Raw genomic sequence first — 19,507 nt, 5'->3', positions numbered from 1 at the left:
ATCGTGAAACGTCGTGTCGACTACCCCCGCCGGGGGCGTCGCGGAGCGGGCCGGTTCGTCCCGTCGTGGCGGCAGTTGCTGGGGCTCGCGTTCCTCGGGCTGTGCGCGCTCGGCGGGGCGGTCGGCTGGGTGTACGCGACGACGCCCCTGCCCGACCCGAACCCGGACGCGCGGGCCGAGGCGACGGTGTACTACTGGGCCGACGGCTCGCAGATGGTGAGCGTCGGGGCGGTGAACCGGCAGAGCGTGCCGCTGTCCCAGGTGCCGGCGGCGCTGCAGAACGCGGCGATCGCGGCGGAGAACGCCACCTTCCGCAGCGACCCGGGGTTCTCCGTCAGCGGGCTCGCGCGGGCCGTGGTGGGCCTGGCGCGCGGCGGTGAGCTGCAGGGCGGATCCACGATCACGCAGCAGTACGTGAAGAACACGTTCCTCACGCAGGAGCAGACCGTCGAGCGCAAGCTGCGCGAGCTGTGCCTGGCGGTCAAGCTGTCGCGGACGCAGTCCAAGGACGAGATCCTCCAGGGGTACCTGAACACGAGCTGGTTCGGCCGGGACGCCTACGGGGTGCAGGCGGCGGCGGTGGCGTACTACGGAACGGACGTGGAGCGCCTCGACCCGTCCCGCAGCGCCCTGCTCGTCGCGCTCCTGAAGAACGGGGACCTGTACGACCCGGCGCTCGGCGAGGCGCACCGGCGCAGGGCGGAGGCGCGGTGGCGGTACGTCCTGGACCGGCAGGTGGACCTCGGACTGATGTCGCGTGAGGAGCGGGCGCGGTACACGGCGTTCCCCGAGCCGCGGCCGCGCAAGCCGGCGGGCGGCCTGGCGGGGCAGGTGGGGTATCTGGTGGACGCGGCCAACAAGGACCTGAGGAACCGGACGGGTCTCACGCCGGAGGTCCTGGGGCGGGGCGGCTACCGCATCCGCACCACGTTCGACCGGGCCGCGGTGGAGCGGCTGCGGCAGGCCGTGGAGGGAGTCTCCCCGCAGGAGGGCCGGGGCGGCGGTGAGGTGCAGTTCGGTGCGGCGTCGGTGCGGGTCGCGGACGGCGCGGTGGCGGCCCTGTACGGCGGGGTGGACGCGACGCGGCACTTCACCAGCAACGCCGACACGGCGGGGGTGCCCGTGGGGTCGGCGTTCAAGCCGTTCGTCCTGGCGGCGGCGCTGGAGGACGGCAGGATCGGCGTGCCCGCCCGGGGCGGTGCTGGCCCCGGCTCGCGGGTGGGCGGCGGCGCGCGCGGGGCCGCGCCGCCGGGCACACTGCGGCTGCGCCGCGCGCTGGTGCGGGGCGACCAGGAGGCGTTCCGCAGGCTGGGTGCGGCGGTCGGGCCGGACCGGGTGCGGGATGTGGCGGTCGCCGCCGGTCTGCTGCCGCGAAGCCTGGGTGCGCTGGACGCGTCGTTCGCGCTCGGCACGTCCACGCCGAGCGCCATCCGGATGGCGGGGGCGTACGCGACGTTCGCCGGGGAGGGCGGCGGGCCGCGCCGTACTCGGTGGTGTCCGCGAGCTATCGGGGCCGGGCGCTGGAGGGCCTGGAGCGGCCGTCCGCCCGGCAGGCGCTGGACCGGGCGGCGGCGCGCGAGCTCACCAGGGCGCTGCGGGACGTGGCGGTCGACTCGGTGGACGCGGGCACGCTGCGGACGCTCGGGCCGGTCGCGGCCGGGCGCACGGACGGCAGGGACCGCATTCCCGCGGCGTGGTTCGTCGGCTACGGGGACGAGTGGTCGACCGCCGTGACCGTGTTCCGCACCGCCCCCGGTGGCGGCGGGCTGCTGCCGCTCGACGGTGCGGGAGCGGACGCGCCGGGCGGGGCCGGCTCCCTCCCCCTGCGGGTGTGGTCGGCCTACATGGCGGGTGCGCCGGCCGGGGACGGTGCACCGGCCGCGCCGTAGGGAGCGCCCCGGTGGCCCGCCGGCCTGTCCGGTGCAGGGGCGGCCCGGTGGAGCGGGCCGGTTCCCGGGTGCTTCGGTGGTGCGGGCCGGTTCCCGGGCGCCTCGGTTGCCGGCACGGAGGAAGGTGCCCCGGGGTGCGGGCGGTTACAGGGCGGCCCCGGTGGCCGACCGGCGGCCTCGCCCGCCTCTCGGCGCTCGGCGGCTTCGGCCGGCTCTGCCGGGACGGGAGCGGAGCCCCGGTGTCCGGTCGCGGTGACGCGCCCCGGTGGCCGGGGCGGGTGCCGAGGAAACGGTGGCCAGGAGGGTTCTCGGGGCGCCTCCCGTGGCCGGGCGCCCGCCGGGGCCGGGTCCGGGCCTGGCGGGCGGGTGCGGTCGGGCCCGGGTCGCGTCTCCCGCCGGGGCCGGGTGCCGGGAGCGCCGCGGCGGGGTCACGGTGCCGGTTCGTACGCTCCCGAGAGGGCCTCCACGCGGGCCCAGACGCGGGCCGAGCGCGCCTCGTCGGTCACGGGGCGGCGGACGGCCGCGAGGGCCCACTGCTGCTGCGGGCCGGTGGCGGAGTCCTTGCCGTGCAGTTCGACGGCGTGCGCGGAGAAGTCCCGGACGAGCACGGCGAAGAGCTCGTCCAGCACGTCCTCGTCGAGGCCGGTCAGGCGGGCCTGCTCCAGGATCAGCTGGCCGTGCACGACGAGCGCGAAGAGCTGGCCGACGGACAGGACCAGGTCGAGGTCGCGGCTCTGCTCCTCGCCGGGGGCGGCGGTGGTGACGAAGTCGCAGAGAGCGTCGGCCTGTTCGCGGAAGCGGGCCACGTTCGGCACGTGGGCGTACGCGTCGTAGGCGGTGCGCCAGTCGTGGAAGCGGACCGAGCCGAGGCCGCGGGCCGGGCCCTGGCGGAACAGGAACGCGTCGTCGGCGGCGTCGAGGCGGCTCGGGACGGGCTCGTAGGGGGCGGGGTCCAGCAGGTGGTTGCGCAGGAACTTGAGGATGAGGGCCAGGTTGACATGGACCGTGCCCTCCAGCTTGGGCAGGCTGCGGATCTCGACGGCGGCCTGCGCGAAGTAGGTGTCCTTCTCGAAGCCCTTGGCGGCGATGACGTCCCACATGAGGTCGATGACCTTCTCGCCCTCGGTGGTGACCTTCATCTTCGTCATCGGGTTGAAGAGGAGGTAGCGGCGGTCGTCCGGACCGGCGGAACGGAAGTAGTCGACGGCGCGGTCGCTGAAGAGCTTCATGCCGACGAGGCGGACGTACGCGTCGGTCAGCTCGCGGCGCACGTGGGGGAACGCGGTGACGGGTCGGCCGTACAGGATCCGGTTGCTCGCGTGGGTGACGGCCTCGTACATCGCGTGCTCGCAGATGCCGATGGACGCGGTGCAGAGGTTGAACTTGCCGACGTTGACGGTGTTCAGCGCGGCGTCGAAGGCGGCGCGGCCGATGTGCAGGACGTCCTCGGGGGCGACCGGGTAGTCCTCCAGGCGGAACTCGCTGACGTACTTGGACGAGTCGACGACGTTCTGCACGAGGTGGTAGGCGGGGTGGCGGCTGTCCGCGGCGAAGAAGACGTACCCGTCCGGGCCCTCGACGTCGGTGCGGCGGCCGAAGACGGAGACCAGCCCGGCGGCGTTGCCGTTGCCGATGTAGTACTTGGAGCCGGTGGCGCGGAAGCCGCCGCGTCCGTCGGGCTCCAGCAGCATGTCGGTGGAGTAGATGTCGGCGCCGTGCGCCTTCTCGGACAGGCCGAAGGCCATCACCTCGCCCTGCGCGAGGAGTTCGGCGGCGCGGGCGCGGGCGTCGGCGTTGCCGCTCTGCCAGACCGGGCCGAGGCCGAGGATGGTGACCTGCCAGGCGTACCAGTAGTCCAGCCCGTAGAAGCCGAGGATCTCGTTGAGTGCGGCGATCCGGGCGGTGTCCCACCGCTTGTCCTGCTGTCCGCCGGCGGCCGCGGCGGGGGTGAGGAAGGTCGCGAAGAGGCCCTCCTTCGCGGCGAAGGCGAGGAAGTCGCCGAGCCAGGCCCGGGAGCGGTAGTCCTCGTTCAGGGCCCGCTTGCCGCGCTGCTCGAACCAGTCGACGGTGGCACGCAGCAGCCTGCGGGTCTCCGGGTCGAAGTGCGCCGGGTCGTAGGTGTGCGGGTTGAACAGCAGCGGATCGGTCATGGGGGTACGCCTTTCGTGGAGATCGCGCAGCGCCATGCCCCGATCCTCATATGCAACTCGTTGCACAAACAAGCGCACGGGCCGGGGTGAGACGCGACTCACCCCGGCCGGGGCGCCGGATGCGCCCGGTGGCGGCGCCCCGGCGCGCGGCGGGCCCGCCGGGCGTCGCGGGCGCGGTGGGCCCGCCCGCCCCGTGCCGGTGCGGTGGCGGGCTCAGGAGGCAGCGCAGGAGGCGGACGGCGACGGTGGCGGCGCGCCGTCGGCGGTGAAGCCGAAGGAGGCGGTGGCGCCCGGCGCCAGGGCACCGTTCCACGCGGCGTTGCGGACGGTCGCCCGGTCGCCGCCGACCGCGAGGGAGCCGTTCCACAGGCTGGTCACGGCACGGCCGGCCGGATCCCAGGTGACGGCCCAGCCGTCCATGGGGCCCGAGGAGGCGTTGTGCACGGTCACCTCCGCCTGGAAGCCGCCCGTCCACGAACCGGTCACCTCGTAGTCCGCCGTGCAGCCTTCCGGGGCGGGGGCGGGTGTCGGCGCGGGGGCGGGAGGCGGCGGCTGTGTGCCGTAGCCCAGCCCGTACCCGTACGGGAACAGCGGTGTCTTGCCGTCGCCGTCGTTCACCGGCTGCTGCGCGGCCCCGGTCATCCAGGACACCGGCAGCCGGCCGCTCGGGGCGTGGTCGCCGAAGAGGACGTCCGAGACCCCGTCGGCCTCCGTGCCGGGGAGCCAGGCCGCCAGCAGGGCGTCCCAGTCGGGGAGCTGCGCCGCGATGTCCAGGGGCCGGCCCGAGACCAGCACGACGACCAGCGGCACGCCGGCGGACTTCAGCCGGGCGAGGGTCGCCAGGTCCTCCTCGTCCAGGCCCATGGCGCCGGGCCGGTCGCCGTGCATCTCCGCGTACGGCGTCTCGCCGACGACCGCGACGGCCGCGGTGTAGCTGCCGTCGACGCCGTGCCCGTGCCGGTCGTAGGTCACCCGGGCCGGGTCGGCGACCGCCGCGCGGATGCCTTCGAGGACCGTCGTGCCGGGCGCGACGTCGCCGCTGCCGCCCTGCCAGCCGAGGGTCCAGCCGCCGGAGAGGTTGCCGATGTCGTCGGCCGACTTGCCGGCCACGAACAGTTTCGCGGACGTGTCGAGCGGCAGCACACCGCCCTCGTTCTTCAGCAGCACCTGGGACTCCCGCACCGCCTGCCGGGCCAGCGCCCGGTGCCCGGCCGAACCGACGGTGCCGGTGAGGGCGCGGTCGGCGTACGGCTTCTCGAAGAGGCCGAGTTCGAACTTCTTCGTCAGGATGCGGCGGTTGGCGTCGTCCACGCGGGCCAGGGGGATCCGTCCGCTCGTCACCTCGGTGCGCAGCAGGGACAGGAACGTCCGGTAGTCGTGCGGCACCATCACCATGTCGACGCCGGCGTTGACCGCCGTGCGGACCTCCTCCGCGGTGAAGCCGGGCTGCCCGTCGAGCTGGTCGACGGCCGCCCAGTCCGACACGACGAAGCCGGTGAAGCCGAGCTCGCCCTTGAGGAGATCGGTGACGAGATGGCGGTGGCCGTGCAGCTTGGCGCCGTTCCATCTGCTGTACGACAGCATCACCGACCCGACGCCGCGGCGCACCGCCTCCGCGAACGGCGGCAGGTGGACGGCCCGCAGTTCGGCCTCGGTGAGCCGGGTGTCGCCCTGGTCGGTGCCGCCGGAGGTGCCGCCGTCGCCGATGAAGTGCTTGGCCGTGGCGAGTACGGAGGCGGGTCCGGCACCGAGCCGCTCGCCCTGGAGGCCGGTGATGTACGTCGTCATGGACGCGGGGATGCCGGGGGTCTCGCCGAACGACTCGTATGTGCGGCCCCACCGGTCGTTGCGGGCCACGCACAGGCAGGGGGCGAAGTTCCAGTCGATGCCGGTGCCGGACACCTCTTCGGCGACCGCGCGGCCCACGCGCTCGACGAGGGCGGGGTTGCGGGTGGCGCCCAGGCCGATGTTGTGCGGGAAGAGCGTGGCGCCGCGGACGGCGCCCACGCCGTGGACCGCGTCGATGCCGTAGACCATCGGGATGCCGAGCGGTGTGCCGAGCGCAATGCGCTGGTACGCGTCGTAGGTGTCGGCCCACGTGCGTGCGTTGTTGGGGCTCACGGTGCCGTCTCCGCCGGAGAGCACGGAGCCGATGCGGTAGGTCGCGAGGGCGGACTGCGGTTGCAGGGCCTCGCGCTCGACCTGGGTCATCTGGCCGAGCTTGTCGTCCAGGGCCATGCGGGACAGCAGGTCGTCCACCCGGGCGGTCACGGGCAGGGAGGGGTCCTGGTACGGGGCCGCTGCGGCGGTGCCCGCGGCGGCCCGGGCGGCGGAAGGTGCCCGTCCCTGCGGCGTCAGGCCGGTGAGGGCGAGCGCCGCCGCAAGGACGGAGACGAGGACCGCCGAACGGCGGCACCGTGCGGATCGTCCGGTCATGTCGGACGCAGCCTTTCCGTGGGGGCGGAGGGCCGGATCGGCACCCGGGGGCACGGGGCCGCCCGGGCTGCCGGGCCGGGTACGGGGACGAATCGGGGCGGAGAGGTGAGGCGTGCGGCGCATTGTGCTCGGGCCGGGCGGGGTCGCGGCGGTGCCACTCCCGGGCGGTGCGGGGTGCCACCCGTTAGGGCGGAAGCTGGTACGCCGCCTCGGGGTCCATGCCGTCGGCGGGCAGGGCGTGGCGGGGGACGCGGACCGGTTCCCGGCTGAACAGCGGGTTCAGCTCCACGTCGCGGGCCGGTTCTCCGTCGCGGCCGGGCGTTCGGTGCGGCATCGTCGTCCGGGTCCCTTCTCTGCGCCCCCTGCCCCCTGTGCGGCGGTCCGCCTGGGCGCCGCCGCGGGCCGGCCGGCCCGTGCCGGGTGCTCCACGCGGGACCGCGGCCTTGGCGCCTCCGGGGCGTTCTTCGCCCTGCCGGGCGCGGCCGGCGCCGCGGGCCGCCGCGGGCCTGGTAGGCATGCGGTACGGAAGCGGCCGCGGCCCGGCTGCCGGGCCGGACCGGCGGCCCGCGCCCCGGACGGCAGCGGCGGTGCGGCCGCCGAAGGCCGGACGCGGCCGTCCGGAGGCCCCCAGCCCGCCCGGTGGCTGCACGGGCCGGGCCGGCCGCGGGACCCCAGGGAGGCGGATGTGCCGGAGAACCTGCGTCAGCGCTCGCCGCGCGAGGTGTTCGACGACCACCTGCGGCTCGCCGCCGAGCACCGCTTCGAGGAGGACATCGCGCGCAACGTCTCACCGGACTGCGTCGTCCTGGAGCGGCGGGGCGTCTTCCGCGGCCACGCGGGGGTGCGGGAGCTGGCCCGGCTGCTCGCCGAGGAGCTGCCCGACGCGCCGTACACGTACACGAACCGGCTGGTCGACGGGCGGGTCGCCTTCCTGGAGTGGACGGCGGAGGCGGCACGGACCCGGGTGCGGGACGGCGCCGACTCGTTCCTCATCGAGGGCGGCTGGATCGTCGCGCAGACCATCCACTACACCGTCGAACCGGCCTGAGAGCCGCCGCCCGGCCGCCCGCGGTGCGGGGTGCTCCGCCCCGCGGGCGGCCGGGGCGGGTGTCACGCGGCGCCGCAGGGGCTGCCGTCGAGGGTAAAGGAGGTCGGCGCGGTGTTGGTGCCGCCCCTGTCCGCGAGGAAACCGACGGTGACCGTTCCGGCAGGCGGGATGGTGGCGGTGTAGGACGCGGGCGCGACGCTCACGGCGCCACCGTCCTGGGTGGGGACGCCTCCCCACATGGTGGTGACGGTCTGGCCGTCGGTGAAGGTGAAGCCGAGGGTCCATCCGGAGACAGGGGCGGCGCCGGTGTTGCGGACGGTGATCTCGCCCTGGAAGCCGCTGGACCAGTCGCTGACGACGCGGTAGCCGACGGTGCAGGCCGGGACCGGGCCGCCCGGCGCGGTGGTGACGTCGACGGTGGCGGAGCGCGGCGAGCGGTTGCCCGCGGCGTCGCGTGCGTAGACGGCGAAGGTGTACGGGGTGGCGGCGGTGAGTCCGGTGACCGTGGCGGTTTCGGTGGCGGCGCCTGCGACCCTCGTCTCGGCGCCGTCCTGCACGCGGACGACGTCGTAGCCGGTCACGGCGATGTCGTCGGTGGCGGCGGTCCAGTCGAGGGTCACCGAGGTGGCCGTGACGGAGGTGGCGGTGGGGGCTCCCGGCGCGGTGGGGGCCCGGGTGTCGTCCGGGGGGCCGCCGGAGTAGACGGTGGCCTCGCGGGCCGTCAGGGCGATGCCGTCGGCGCCGTGGAAGATCCGCTCTCCCCAGGCGCTGAGCCGGCCGGGGTCGAAGTCGGTCGCCAGGTCGAGGACGGGGTCGGTGTTGCCGCTCCAGGACCAGGCGAGGTAGCCGAGGCGGAGCGCTTCGGCCGCGGCCATCATGGTGTCCTCGTCCGGGTCGCCCCACTGGTCGGGCGGGCCGCCGAACTCCCCGATGACGAGGGGAAGCCGGGCGTCCACGAAGGCGTTCAGGTAGTCGGTGATCTCCCCGGCGGTGTCGAAGACGCTGTACATGTGGATGGAGAAGAGCAGGTTCCCGGTGGGGTCGGCGTCGTACACGGTCCGGGCTTCGGCGCGCATGACGCCCTGCCAGTCCTGGCCCCAGTTCGGGGCGTCCACCATGATCGTGTGCCGGAACCCGGCGTCGCGCAGCCTCCCGACCGCCGCGATCGTCGGGGCGGTCCAGCCGGCGGGGTCGGTGTTGCCCCAGGGCTCGTTGCCGATGTTGACGATGACGTGGTCCTCCTCACCGGCGAGGACGTCGCGCAGGCCGATCCAGTAGTCGGCGGCCTGGTCGAGGGTGGCGGCCGCGGGCTCCTCCCCGTACCCGGTGGTGTCGTGCACCTCCAGTACGCAGATGAGCCGCTGGGCCTTGCAGTCGGCGACGACGCGGGCGACGTCCGCGGCGCCGTTCGCGGTCCAGCGGTGGCCGTTGGAGAGGACGACGCGGACGGTGTTGGCGCCGAGCGCCTTGATGTCGGCCAGGGACCGGGTCTCGCCCGGATACCAGGTGTGGGCGTGGTTGACGCCGCGCATCACGAAGTCGTTGCCGTTGGCCTCCAGCAGGCGGCCGTCGGCGATGTGGAGGCCCGTGGCGTGCGGTGCGGGCGTCTCGGCGCGGGCGGGGGCGGGGGCGAGGACGCCCAGGGCGAGCGCGAGCAGGGCGGTCAGTCCGGCCACGAGGTGGCGCGGGTGCCCGGTCCGTGTGGTGCGTCGTGTGGTTCTCACTGCGGCTCCAGGATGCGGGGGCGAGTGGCCCGGGTGGGCGTGGCGGCGCAGGGCGCGCCGGCTGCCCCCAGGCACCCGATGCATGGGAGCGCTCCCATGAGATCCTTGGCGGCGCGTACACGTCAAGATGCGTGCGGCTCTCCGGGCCACTCCGCGAGATGGCCGACGACCGACCGCCACGCGGCCGTGACCGCACCGTGCGCCTGAGCCGTACGGGCCGCGCAGTCCCCCGCCGGCGCGATCGGAGCGCCCACGTGGACGTGCAGGCGCGGCCGGCGGACCGGGGCGGTGACCGCACCGGCCAGCTGCTTCGCGGCGCCGCCCGAGACCAGCCGCCGCGCACCGGCCTGCCCCACCGGCACGACGGGCGCTCCGGTGCGCTCCACGAGCCGGGCCAGGCCGCTACGGAAGGCTTCGGGCGGGGCCTCCACGGATCCGGTGCGGCGCGGAAGCCCGCCCTCCGCGTACAGCAGCACCAGACGGCCCTGCGCCAGGGCCGCGGCGGCCAGGTCGAGCGCCTGCGGCGCGCGGGGGTCTCCGCGGTGTACGGGGATGTGCTCCCCGCCGCGCAGGGCCCGGCCCAGGAGCGGGACGCGCCAGAGGCCGGCGGCGGCCATCACCACCGGCCGCACGCCCAGGCGGTGCAGGGCCGCCAGGACGACGGCGGGGTCCGCGAGCGAGGTGTGGTTGGCGGCGATGACGCTGCCCGGGGCGAAGCGGGCAGCGTAGTCCGCGGTCACCGAGAGGTGCCCGAAGGCGGGCAGCAGGGCGGCGGCGAGGCGGCTGAGCATGGGGACCCCCGTGTCGGTCGGACGATGTCGGCCCCATGGTCGGCGGCGTCCGCACGGTGCCGCATGAGTGAGCGTACTCGTCTCCGGGCCCGGGTGGGGAGCGCCATACCGGTACGCGTACGGAGGGGTCCCCCGGGCGGGTGCGGGGCGTTCGGCCGTCGTGCAGCCGTCGGCACCGCCGGTGGCCGGTCTCAGGAGCGCGCCGGGTGCGCCCGGCGGGCCTCCGGCGCGTGGCGCGCGGCCCGGAGCGCGGAGCGCGTGGCCGCCGGGCTCAGGGCACGGGCCCGGCGCGGCGCGCAGCGTCGGACCGCGGGCGGGCACGACGGGTCGGGCCGCGCAAGACGCGCGCCGGGACACTGCGGGGCCGCGGCGATCGACCGACGGGGATGAGACCGCGCCGCACCCGCGGAGGCGCAGCGGGCGACCAGCGAGGCGCGGGCCGCACAGCGACGAGGCGCGGAGGACCACCCTGCCGGCGGCGTGCCGGCGTGCCGGCGTGCGGCCGCAGGGGCGCCGGGCGTGCGGCGAGTGGCCACAGGAGCGCCGGGCGTGCGGCGAGGGGTCACAGGGGCGGCGGGCGCGTAGCGAGGTGGCCACAGGAGCGCCAGGCGTGCGGCGGGCGGCCGTAGGGGCGCAGGGCGTGCGGCGGGTGGTCGCCGTCAGGTGCCGCGGGTGCGGAGGTACGCGTCGAGCTCCGCCGCGCCGGCCAGCATGGCGCGCCCCCGCGCGGTGAGCCGGCCGCGCCAGTCGTCCAGTGCGGCCTGCAGCGGCTCCGGCCCTCCCGCCGACCGCACCTGCGCGACGAGCGGAGCGATCTGCTCCAGCAGGTAGCCGCCCTGTCTGAGCTGGTGGACCAGGCGGGCGTCCCGGACGTCGGCCTCGTCGTAGACGCGGTACCCGGTGTGCGGGTCCCGGCGCGGGCGCACCAGTCCGGCCCGCTCCCAGGCACGCAGGGTGGCGGGCCGGATGCCGAGGCGCCGCGCCAGCGGCCCGATGAACGTGCGGCCCCGCCGGGTGCCGCAGCAGTCGCCGGTCCCGCGGCCGGGCGAGGCGGACCGGCGGGTTCCGCCGCGGCGGCGGACCGTGCCTCCGCGTGCGCCAGGTTGTGCAGGGCCCGCTCCACGGCCACGAGGGTCGACCGGTCGTCGAGCAGCCGGGCGTGGCTCTCGTCGATCAGGCGGTACGCCCCGTCGACCGCGTCCTCGTTCACCGCGCGCATGACGGAGGCTGCCGTCCGGTGGCCGTGGCCGGGCACCAGGGCGAGGAACGCGCGAAGCGCCGCCGCGTGCAGCGCGGTGTAGGTGCGGTAGCCGTGCGGGGTGCGGTCGGCGGCGGGGAGGATGCCGGCCGCCTCGTAGTTCCGCACCGCCTGGGTGGACAGACCGTGCCCGCGCGCCAGGTCGACCGGCCGGAGGCGGTCACGGGTTTGAAGGTTTCGCGCCATACAGCCGAGGATATCCGCGAAAAGGTTCCACCGAAGCTTCAACGATAGCGTTGAAGGCATGGCTCCTGACATCACGGACATCACCCATGCCGTCGAGGCCGCCGCCGTCCTGCGGCTGCTGCCGTCGCGGCCCCGGCTGCTCGCGCTGGGCGAGCCGACCCACGGCGAGGACGCCCTGCTCGACCTGCGCAACGAGCTCTTCCGGCAGCTCGTCGAGCAGGAGGGGTACCGGACGATCGCGTTGGAGAGCGACTGCCTGCGGGGCCTCGTCGTGGACGACCACGTCACCTCCGGCGCGGGCAGCCTCGACGAGGTCATGGAGCGCGGCTTCAGCCACGGCTGGGGCGCCTCCGCCGCCAACCGCGAGCTGGTGCGCTGGATGCGCGCGTACAGCGAGGGCCGGCCCGCCTCCGGGCAGGTCCGCTTCGCCGGGTTCGACGGGCCGCTGGAGATCACCGGCGCCGAGAGCCCCCGGCAGGCCCTCACCGCGCTGTACGACCACCTCGCGGCCCGGGTGGAGCCGGATCTGCTGCCCTGCACCCGGGAGGCGCTGGACGGCCTGCTCGGTCCCGACGACCGGTGGACCGATCCCGCCGCGATGACGGATCCCGCCCGGTCCGCGGGGCAGTCGGCCGAGGCGGGCCGGCTGCGGGTGCTCGCCGACGACCTGGTGGCGCTGCTCGACGCGCAGACGCCGCACCTGCTCGCGGCCGGCCCTCGCGACGACTGGGACCGGGCGCGCCTGTACGGGCGCACCGCGACCGGCCTGCTGCGCTACCACCACGCGATGGCCGACGCGGCACCGGTCCGGATGTCCCGGTTGTGCGCGCTGCGCGACCTGATGATGGCGCGGAACCTGCTCGCCGTCGCCGCGCGGGGGCCGGCACTCGTCCACGCCCACAATGCCCATCTCCAGCGGGAGAAGAGCTCGATGGGGATGCGGGGCGGGTCCGCCGAGTGGTGGAGCGCCGGGGCGCTGGTGAGCGCCCGGCTGGGCGCGGACTACGCGTTCGTGCCCACGGCCCTCGGCACGATCCGGCACCGGGGGGTCGACGCGCCGGGGCCGGAGAGCGTCGAGGGCGTCCTCTCCGGACTGCCGGAGGAGCGCTGCGTCGTCGACGCCCGGCGGCTGGCCTCCGCGTTCGGTGCCGCGCGGCCCGTGCCCCGCGTGTCGCCGTGGTTCGGCTACGCCCCGCTCGACCCTGCCCATCTGGAGGGCATGGACGCGCTCGTGTTCGTGAGGGACGTCCCCCGGCGGTGACGCACCCGGGGCGCTGCGGGCCGCCCGGCCGTCGCCCCGAGTCGGAGCGGGCGGCTCGCCCCGCGTGGCCGGGCCGCGTCATGCGGCGCGGCGGCGGCGCAGCTCTTCGAGCCATCCGCGTACCTGCGCGTCGTCGTGCAGGTACGGCTCGCCGGGGCCGGACCGCAGGTCGATCCCGTGCAGGAGTCCGAGGGCCCACCGGGCCAGGTCGCCGGCTCCGCGACCGTCGTCCCGGTGCGAGTCGTCAAGGTACCGGCGGGCGGCCCACCGGTCGGCCGCGTCGCGGCTCACCCGCCCCTCGGCCACTGCGGCGAACCACGCTTCGATCTCGTCCAGGTCCGGCTGCCGGCCTCCGCTCATGCGGGCACCGTACCGGAGCGGGGCGACACGCCCCGCTCCGCCCCGAGGCCGCCGTGCAGCGGAGGCGGGCCGAGCGGCTTCCGGGTGCCCTCGGCGGCACGCGGGCTACAGCCCGACGACCGCCCAGCGGCGGCGCCCGCCGTCGTCCCGGTTGCTCTCCGTGCCGACCGACACCGCGCCCAGGGCGACGAGTTCGGCCAGTACACCGTCTTCCTCGGGGGCCTCCGCGCCGCCGTGCGAGAGGACCATCACCGCCGCCTGGCGGTCGTCGCCGGTGTCGGCGAGGTGCACGCTCACCCTGCGGCCCCCGTCGGCGGCGGCCTCCTGCACGAGGCGCACGGTGAGGGCCACCACGGGGTGGTCGTCCGCGAGCCGGTACCCCCAGGCGCGCAGCTTCTCCAGGACGTCCCGGCCGGCCCGGGGCGGGGTGGAGCCGCCGCCCACGGCTCGGCCGGGTAGGTCCAGTTGCCGGCGCGGCGGTTCGCGATGCGGGCCCGTACGCGCATGGCCGCGGCCGCCTCGGCGCCGCCGCCCGGTTCGGGCCGCGGCGGTTCCACGGGCCGCTTCGGGGGCGGCGGGGTCTTCGGCGGGTAGCTCGGAGGCCACTTCTCGGCGTACGACGGGGGTGCCATGGGGCCTCCTGAGGGCGGTGCGTCGGCGGCCCGGCACGGGGCCGTACCGGCCATCGTAGGGTCCCCGGGCGGCTCTTGAGGGCGTTTCACCGGCCGCACCACGCCGACCGGCCGGTGCGGGGCGGTCCGGCTCGCGCGCGCCGGGCGGTCAGCGCGCGTACAGGCCGGCGGCGGCGTGCGCCCAGGTCGTCGCGGCCGTCCCCGGTGGGGTGCGGCAGCCACGGCACGGTGTGGTGGAACAGGGTCGCCTGGGACTTCTCCAGCAGCGCGCCCAGGGCCCGGTCCCTGCCGGCGCAGGCCGCCGCGGTGCCCGTCTCGGCGTAGGGGTCGACGCAGTGGGCGCCGTGGGCGTGCGCGGTGCCTTGCATGCGGATGTCGAGGGGGGGCCGGGAGGGCTCGGTCCAGGAACGGGAGCGCGCCGGCCGGGATGTCGGCGAAGGACTCTTGGGTGCCGTCGGGGACCACCGCGCGGCAGGCCGCGGGATCGGCGGGCACCCGCCTCGGGTAGCCGACGAGCACCGCCCGCGCTTCGGGCGACTCCCTGCGGGTCTCGGAGGACGGCTTGCCGTGCGGCCCGCGTCGGAGCGCCCGGGGCGGGATGGGGTGCGGTCCTCGCGCCGTGCGCGCCGCCCGCCGCTCCCGCGCCGCGCACGCTCCCGCGCGTGCGGTTCAGGGGGCGCACCGGACGGCGTGAATGAGGGGTACATCTGCGCGAAGCCACGCGGACGGGGGACAGCAGAATCGGTCATCCAGCGTTCCCCGTACCGGACCACCCGCGGCCGGTGGCTACCGTGGACCCACCATGCGGCTCTTCGGGGGTGGGTGACATGAGTGTGCACGTCGGCGGGGAGGAGCAGCACCCCGGCACACTGCCCGTGCAGCACATGGGGCTGGGCCATCACGCGTTCCTGTGCTACGACGGCGGCACCCCGGGCTGGGACGTCCTGGCGGCGTTCGTGTGGGCCGGTCTCACCCGCGGTGAGAAGGTCATCGTGTTCGGCCCTCCCGACCTGACGCCCGCGCAGCTGCGGGCCCGGCTGCAGCAGGCTCCGGGCCCGCTCGTCGCGGGCGCGTACGCGCGGGAGCAGCTGCGGTCGAGCAGCATGCGGGAACTCATCCTGCCGGCGCGGCGGTTCACCGCGGACCGGCAGTGGGAGCGCATCGCCGAGGAGACGGAGGCGGCCCGGGCCGAGGGGTACGCGGGGCTGCGTACGTACATCGACATGGGGTGGGTCGCGGACCTGGGGGCGGACGTGGAGGCGATGATGGACCGCGAGCGGCGGGCCGGGCACCTCTTCGACAGCGGCTTCTACAGCGAGATCTGCGCCTACGACCGCCGGCGGTTCGACCGGCCGGTGCTGGAGGCCATGTGCCGGGCGCACCCGCAGCACCTGCTGCCCGCGCTGGGCGAGCTGAGGTGCCGGCGGGACGGCGCCACGCTGTACGTCATCGGTGAGGCCGACACCGCGACGCAGGAGCGGTTCACGGCCGCGTTGGAGGACCTGCTCACGGCGGGCCGGGGCGGGGAGCCGGGGGCGGCCGCCACGGTGGACCTGCTGCGGACCGGCTTCCTGGGAGCGGGCTGCGCCGGGGAGCTCGCCCGGGTGCTGGACCGGGCGCCGGCGCTGCGCCGCGCGCTGCGGGTCCGGTGCTCGGCGGGGCACGCGCTGCTGCTGCGGCGGCTCGGCGCGGATCCGGCCGTACTCGATGTGGTGAGGTAGCCGCATGGTGCTGGATCGGACCGGTGGTGTGCCGGATGCCGCCGACGGGTCCTCGTGCGCCGGGAGTTCGGCGGCGGTGACCTGCCGGGGCTGCGTCTGCTGGCCGACGGCTGCGCCGCCCTGGCGGGCCTGGAGGGCCCGCGGCGCGGGGACTTCGTGGTGGCGGTGGACGCCGTGGCGGGCAACGCCGTACGGCACGGCGGCGGCCGGGGCGTGCTGGTGCTGAGCCGGACGGCGGCGGAGCTGGAGTGCCGGGTCACCGACCGCGGCCCCGGATTCACCGAGGACGCCATCCCGCAGGCGCCCGGCGCGGGGCCCGGCGGGGGCTGCGGCCTGTGGGTGGCCCGGACGGTCAGCGACCGGCTGACCGTCGTGTGCGGCCCGTCGGGGGCCGCGGTGACCTTCGCGATGCGGCTGTCCGCGGCGCCCGCGCCGGGGGCTCCCGGTGAGGGCTGCCCCGGGTGACCCGTCCGAGGGGGTCACGTCTGCCGGGCGCCGCTGTGCCGCCGCAGGAAGGCGGCGAGCCGCGGGTTGACGGTCTGCGGATGCTGCTCGGCCGGGTAGTGTCCCGCGCTCGGGACCTGGAGGTCCTCGACGTGCGCGGCCACCGTGCGGAGGCTGTGCGCCACGGCCGTGCCCATGCCGTACCGCCCGCCGATCGCCAGGACCGGGGTCCGCAGCGGCTTCCCCGCACGGGCGCGCACCGCCGCGGCGTCCGCCCGGCCCGTGCGGTAGTAGCCGAGGCCCGCCGCGAGGGCGCCGGGGCGCCGGTAGGCGTCCAGGTAGACCCGTACCGCCTCGTCGGCGAGCGGTTCGGGGCCCGCGCTCTGGCGGAGGAACGCGCCGTGGTAGGCGTCCTCACGTCCTGGGAGCAGGGTCTCGGCGAGACCGGGGTGGCGGTTGAAGGGGCCGTGCCAGTCCGGGTAGTGGTCGCGTCCGGGCGGCGGGAGCGGCGCGTCGACACCCGGCAGGACCTCCTCCTCCACGACGAGGGCGCGGATCCGCGAGGGGTGGGCGGCCGCGGCGAGGTAGCCGACCGTGCCGCCCCAGTCGTGTCCCACCACGGCGAAGCGGCCGGCGCCCAGCCGGTCCGCGAGGGCGATGACGTCGCCGGCCAGCGCCTCCTTGTCGAAGCGCCCGCCGCCCGCCGTGGAGCCGCCGAGTCCCCGCAGGTCCGCGGTGACCGCCCGGAAGCCCGCGGCGGCCAGTGCGGGCACCGTGAAGCGCCAGTGGTGGGAGGTGACCGGCCAGCCGTGCAGGAGGACGACCACCGGTCGCCCCTCGCCGCCCGTGTCGTGCACGGCGAGGCGCACCCCGTCGCCCGTGTCGACGTGGACCGCGGCGTCCGCGCCGGTGGTCACCGGGCGCCGCCGATCTGCCGTGCGCGGCCCGTGACGCGGATCCGCGGGTCGGCCGGGTCGACGTCCACGAGCAGCTCGCTCGGGCGGCCCATGTCCTCGCCCTGCCTCAGGGTGAGCGTGGCAGGCCGGTCGACGAGGCCGAGCGCCCGGAGGTAGCCGCCGAAGGCGGCCGCGGCCGCGCCTGTCGCGGGGTCCTCCACGACGCCGCCCACCGGGAAGGGGCCGCGGACGTGGAACACGTCCGCGCTCTCGCGCCACACCAGCTGGAGGGTGGTCCAGCCGTACCGGCGCATGGTGTCCGCGAGGCCGTCGAAGTCGTAGGAGAGGCCGGCCAGTCGCTCTCGGGTGGCCGCGGCGAGCACGAGGTGCTCGTTGCCGCCGAAGGCGACGTGCGGCGGCAGGGCGGGGTCGAGGTCGTCGGCCGCCCAGCCCAGCGCGGCCAGGGCGGCGCCGAGCTCCTCCGGGCCTGCCGGGCGCGAGCGGGTGGGGACGCTGGTGAGCGCGGCCCGCACCGTGCCGTCGGGGGCGGCGTCGGTGGACACCGGGATCGGCCCCACCGGTGTGTCGAACACGAACGCGCCCGTGCCGGCCCTCTCGGCCAGCGCCACGGCCGCCGCGACCGTGGCGTGGCCGCAGAACGGGACCTCGGCCAGCGGGCTGAAGTAGCGGACGCGGACGTGGCGCCGGTCGTCGTCCCCGCCGGTGACGAAGGCGGTCTCGGAGTAGCCGACCTCGGCGGCGACGGCCTGCATGGCCGCGTCGTCGAGGTCGGAGGCGTCGAGGACGACCCCGGCCGGGTTGCCGGCGGCCGCCGAGGCGGCGGAGGCGGGGGTGCATGCGGGGGTGAAGGCGGCGTACCGCAGGACCTCGGGGCTCGTTGCGCTGCTCATGGCTTCACGGTGCCACGCCTCCTGCCATGCAGGGAAATGATGATATGCGGTCCCTCCGATCGGATATGCCGATCGCTACGGTTAGGCTCGGGGTGTGGACACCCGCCTCCTGCGCACCTTCAGCTCGCTCGCCCGCACCGGGAACTTCACGGCCACCGCCGCCGAACTGCATCTCGCCCAGTCCACGGTGACCGTGCACGTCAGAACTCTGGAACAGGACCTGCGGGCGCGGCTCTTCGACCGGCTGCCGCGCGGCGCCGTCCTCACCGACGCGGGGCGGCGGCTGCTCGCCGAGGCCGAGGCCGTCCTGGACGCCGAGGCGCGGCTGCGGGCCGCCGCCTCGGCGGCCGACGCAGGCCCCGTGTCCGGCGAGGTGGTGATCGGCGCCGGGGAGACGCTGTGCTCGGCCCGGCTGCCGGGGTGGTGGCCGCGCTGCGCCGCACGCACCCGGGCGTCGACATCCACCTGCAGCCGTCCGGTACCGCCGACGCGGTCGACGGGCTCCGGGCGGGGCGGCTGGACCTGGCGCTGCTGCTGGAGGAGCGGGCCGCGTACCCCGACCTCGACGCCGAACGGGTCGCCGAGGAGCCCTCGTGCTCGTCGCGGCCCCGGGGCATCCGCTGGCCGCGGGGCGGCGGCCCGGCGCCGCGGCGGGCTGGGCGGACCTTGCCCGGGAGCATGTCTTCCTGCACGAGCAGGGCTGCTCCTACAGCGACCGGCTGGCCCGCGAACTGCTCGCCGTACCGAACGCCCGGCCGCGGCTGACCCGGTTCGGCAGCATCGAGGCCGCCCGCTCCTGCGTGGCGGCCGGGCTGGGGCTGACGCTGCTGCCGCGCGTCACCGTGGCGGGCGCCCTGCGCAACGGAACCCTGGCGGAGGTGGCGGGTCCCCGCTTCCCTGACGTGCCGGTGCAGTTGGTACGGCTGCGCCGGCGGTGGCGGTCGCCGGCGGTCGGCGCCGTCATGGAGGAGCTCGGGCGGCACTTCGGCCCCCGCTGACGCGGACCCGCCCGGGCTGCGGCCTGCCGGGGACCGTGCCAGGCTGGTCGGTGCTCCTCACCCCGTGCGAAAGGCAGGAATCCGGTGAGCGTCAAGCCCGTCCCCGAAGACCATCCGCGCGTCACCCCCTACCTGTGCCTCGACGGCGCAGCGGCCGCCATCGACTTCTACACCTCCGTGCTGGGTGCGCGCGAGCGGATGCGCATGGAGGCCCCGGACGGCCGGATCGCTCACGCCGAGCTGGTGCTCGGCGACTCGGTCGTCATGCTGTCCGACGAGTCCCCCGAGATGAACTTCCGCAGTCCGCGGACCGTCGGCGGCACGCCGGTGAGCCTGTACGTGTACGTGGAGGACGTCGACGCGGTGTTCGCAGCGGCCCTCGCGCGGGGCGCCACGGAGCTCGATCCGGTGCGCGACCAGTTCTACGGGGACCGGAGCGGCCGGTTCGAGGACCCCTTCGGCCACCACTGGAACGTCGCCAGCCACGTCGAGGACGTGTCCCCCGAGGAGATGGACCGGCGCGCCGAGGAGATGATGCGGTCGGAGGGCGGCGACTGACTTGTCCGGGGACGAGCTTCCCGTGCCCGGCGGGCGCCCTGCCCCGCGGGAGCCCGGTCGGCTCGCTCTCGGGGCAGATACGGCCCTCGGGGCAGGTACGGCCTGCCCGCGCGGCCCGGCGGTACGGGAGCGCGGCAGGAAGGGGAGTGGGGAGGTGCCGGGCGGGCTCCCCGGCCCCGGCCGGCAGATGCGGGGCCGGGCCTCAGCCTGCCGGCCGCGTGGACGGCCGCGCCCCGGATGGCTC

16 protein-coding genes and 3 pseudogenes are annotated in these 19,507 nt (G+C 76.2%); 8 read left to right on the top strand and 11 right to left on the bottom strand.

Going from position 1 to position 19,507, the window contains the following annotated elements; genetic code table 11:
- Positions 1 to 3 precede the first annotated feature (3 nt).
- The gene (locus L6E17_RS23310; RefSeq protein WP_236242696.1) at positions 4 to 1,734 is read left to right on the top strand and encodes a transglycosylase domain-containing protein; all 1,731 of its coding nucleotides are present in this window, start codon (positions 4 to 6) and stop codon (positions 1,732 to 1,734) included.
- Between the two features lie 583 nt (positions 1,735 to 2,317).
- Here L6E17_RS23310 and L6E17_RS23305 read toward each other — a convergent pair.
- The 3 genes from L6E17_RS23305 to L6E17_RS23295 all read right to left on the bottom strand — a co-directional run bounded on the left by L6E17_RS23305 (position 2,318) and on the right by L6E17_RS23295 (position 6,809).
- Positions 2,318 to 4,039, bottom strand: coding sequence for an acyl-CoA dehydrogenase family protein (locus L6E17_RS23305; RefSeq protein ID WP_236242695.1), 1,722 nt, complete (start codon positions 4,037 to 4,039; stop codon positions 2,318 to 2,320).
- A gap of 213 nt (positions 4,040 to 4,252) precedes the next feature.
- A complete protein-coding gene (locus tag L6E17_RS23300; RefSeq protein WP_236242694.1) occupies positions 4,253 to 6,475 on the bottom strand; it encodes a glycoside hydrolase family 3 N-terminal domain-containing protein in 2,223 nt (740 codons plus the stop codon).
- 184 nt (positions 6,476 to 6,659) lie between these two features.
- Positions 6,660 to 6,809 carry a hypothetical protein gene (locus L6E17_RS23295; RefSeq protein WP_236242693.1) on the bottom strand — a complete coding sequence of 50 codons (150 nt, stop codon included), beginning with the start codon at positions 6,807 to 6,809 and terminating at the stop codon, positions 6,660 to 6,662.
- Between the two features lie 351 nt (positions 6,810 to 7,160).
- Between L6E17_RS23295 and L6E17_RS23290 the strand changes: the two genes are divergently transcribed.
- Positions 7,161 to 7,523 carry a nuclear transport factor 2 family protein gene (locus L6E17_RS23290; protein ID WP_236242692.1) on the top strand — a complete coding sequence of 121 codons (363 nt, stop codon included), beginning with the start codon at positions 7,161 to 7,163 and terminating at the stop codon, positions 7,521 to 7,523.
- Between the two features lie 62 nt (positions 7,524 to 7,585).
- On the opposite strand, the gene L6E17_RS23285 is transcribed toward L6E17_RS23290, so the two are convergent.
- From L6E17_RS23285 to L6E17_RS23275, 3 genes and pseudogenes are all read right to left on the bottom strand, one after another.
- Positions 7,586 to 9,247: a cellulase family glycosylhydrolase gene (locus L6E17_RS23285; RefSeq protein WP_236242691.1), complete on the bottom strand. Its 1,662-nt coding sequence runs from the start codon at positions 9,245 to 9,247 to the stop codon at positions 7,586 to 7,588.
- Positions 9,248 to 9,369: 122 nt separating this feature from the next.
- Positions 9,370 to 10,038: a lysophospholipid acyltransferase family protein gene (locus L6E17_RS23280; RefSeq protein WP_236242690.1), complete on the bottom strand. Its 669-nt coding sequence runs from the start codon at positions 10,036 to 10,038 to the stop codon at positions 9,370 to 9,372.
- 659 nt (positions 10,039 to 10,697) lie between these two features.
- Positions 10,698 to 11,482: pseudogene (locus tag L6E17_RS23275) on the bottom strand (TioE family transcriptional regulator).
- A 58-nt stretch (positions 11,483 to 11,540) separates the two neighbouring features.
- Here L6E17_RS23275 and L6E17_RS23270 point away from each other — a divergent pair.
- Entirely contained in the window at positions 11,541 to 12,743 is a 1,203-nt protein-coding gene (locus L6E17_RS23270; protein ID WP_236242689.1) for an erythromycin esterase family protein, read from the top strand.
- A 78-nt stretch (positions 12,744 to 12,821) separates the two neighbouring features.
- On the opposite strand, the gene L6E17_RS23265 is transcribed toward L6E17_RS23270, so the two are convergent.
- From L6E17_RS23265 to L6E17_RS23255, 3 genes are all read right to left on the bottom strand, one after another.
- Positions 12,822 to 13,103, bottom strand: coding sequence for a hypothetical protein (locus tag L6E17_RS23265; RefSeq protein WP_236242688.1), 282 nt, complete (start codon positions 13,101 to 13,103; stop codon positions 12,822 to 12,824).
- Positions 13,104 to 13,208: 105 nt separating this feature from the next.
- The gene (locus L6E17_RS23260; protein ID WP_236242687.1) at positions 13,209 to 13,547 is read right to left on the bottom strand and encodes a hypothetical protein; all 339 of its coding nucleotides are present in this window, start codon (positions 13,545 to 13,547) and stop codon (positions 13,209 to 13,211) included.
- A 274-nt stretch (positions 13,548 to 13,821) separates the two neighbouring features.
- Positions 13,822 to 14,103 carry a hypothetical protein gene (locus L6E17_RS23255; RefSeq protein WP_236242686.1) on the bottom strand — a complete coding sequence of 94 codons (282 nt, stop codon included), beginning with the start codon at positions 14,101 to 14,103 and terminating at the stop codon, positions 13,822 to 13,824.
- A 459-nt stretch (positions 14,104 to 14,562) separates the two neighbouring features.
- Here L6E17_RS23255 and L6E17_RS23250 point away from each other — a divergent pair, with 459 nt between their 5' ends.
- Together L6E17_RS23250 and L6E17_RS23245 are read left to right on the top strand one after the other, a co-directional pair.
- The gene (locus tag L6E17_RS23250) at positions 14,563 to 15,456 is read left to right on the top strand and encodes an MEDS domain-containing protein (RefSeq protein WP_236242685.1); all 894 of its coding nucleotides are present in this window, start codon (positions 14,563 to 14,565) and stop codon (positions 15,454 to 15,456) included.
- Positions 15,457 to 15,510: 54 nt separating this feature from the next.
- Positions 15,511 to 15,921 (top strand): ATP-binding protein, encoded by a 411-nt coding sequence (locus L6E17_RS23245; RefSeq protein ID WP_236242684.1) that lies wholly within the window; start codon positions 15,511 to 15,513, stop codon positions 15,919 to 15,921.
- 14 nt (positions 15,922 to 15,935) lie between these two features.
- Here L6E17_RS23245 and L6E17_RS23240 read toward each other — a convergent pair whose 3' ends face one another.
- Both L6E17_RS23240 and L6E17_RS23235 read right to left on the bottom strand, forming a co-directional pair.
- Complete coding sequence (locus L6E17_RS23240) at positions 15,936 to 16,817, bottom strand: alpha/beta fold hydrolase (RefSeq protein WP_236242683.1); 882 nt, start codon at positions 16,815 to 16,817, stop codon at positions 15,936 to 15,938.
- A complete protein-coding gene (locus L6E17_RS23235) occupies positions 16,814 to 17,707 on the bottom strand; it encodes a PhzF family phenazine biosynthesis isomerase (RefSeq protein ID WP_236242682.1) in 894 nt (297 codons plus the stop codon). Before L6E17_RS23235 ends, L6E17_RS23240 begins: the two co-directional genes overlap by 4 nt.
- Before the next feature lie 94 nt (positions 17,708 to 17,801).
- Between L6E17_RS23235 and L6E17_RS31615 the strand changes: the two are divergent.
- The 3 genes and pseudogenes from L6E17_RS31615 to L6E17_RS23225 all read left to right on the top strand — a co-directional run.
- A pseudogene (locus tag L6E17_RS31615) lies at positions 17,802 to 17,927 on the top strand (LysR family transcriptional regulator); the annotation flags it as partial.
- Positions 17,928 to 18,106: 179 nt separating this feature from the next.
- Positions 18,107 to 18,705, top strand: a pseudogene (locus L6E17_RS23230) (LysR family transcriptional regulator substrate-binding protein).
- Between the two features lie 84 nt (positions 18,706 to 18,789).
- Complete coding sequence (locus tag L6E17_RS23225) at positions 18,790 to 19,263, top strand: VOC family protein (RefSeq protein WP_236242681.1); 474 nt, start codon at positions 18,790 to 18,792, stop codon at positions 19,261 to 19,263.
- Positions 19,264 to 19,507 lie beyond the last annotated feature (244 nt).

The organism is Streptomyces sp. CC228A (assembly GCF_021390935.1).
Taxonomy (GTDB): domain Bacteria; phylum Actinomycetota; class Actinomycetes; order Streptomycetales; family Streptomycetaceae; genus Streptomyces.
The sequence above is the reverse complement of the archived record's forward strand: the minus strand, read 5'-3'. Positions and strand labels throughout refer to the sequence as shown.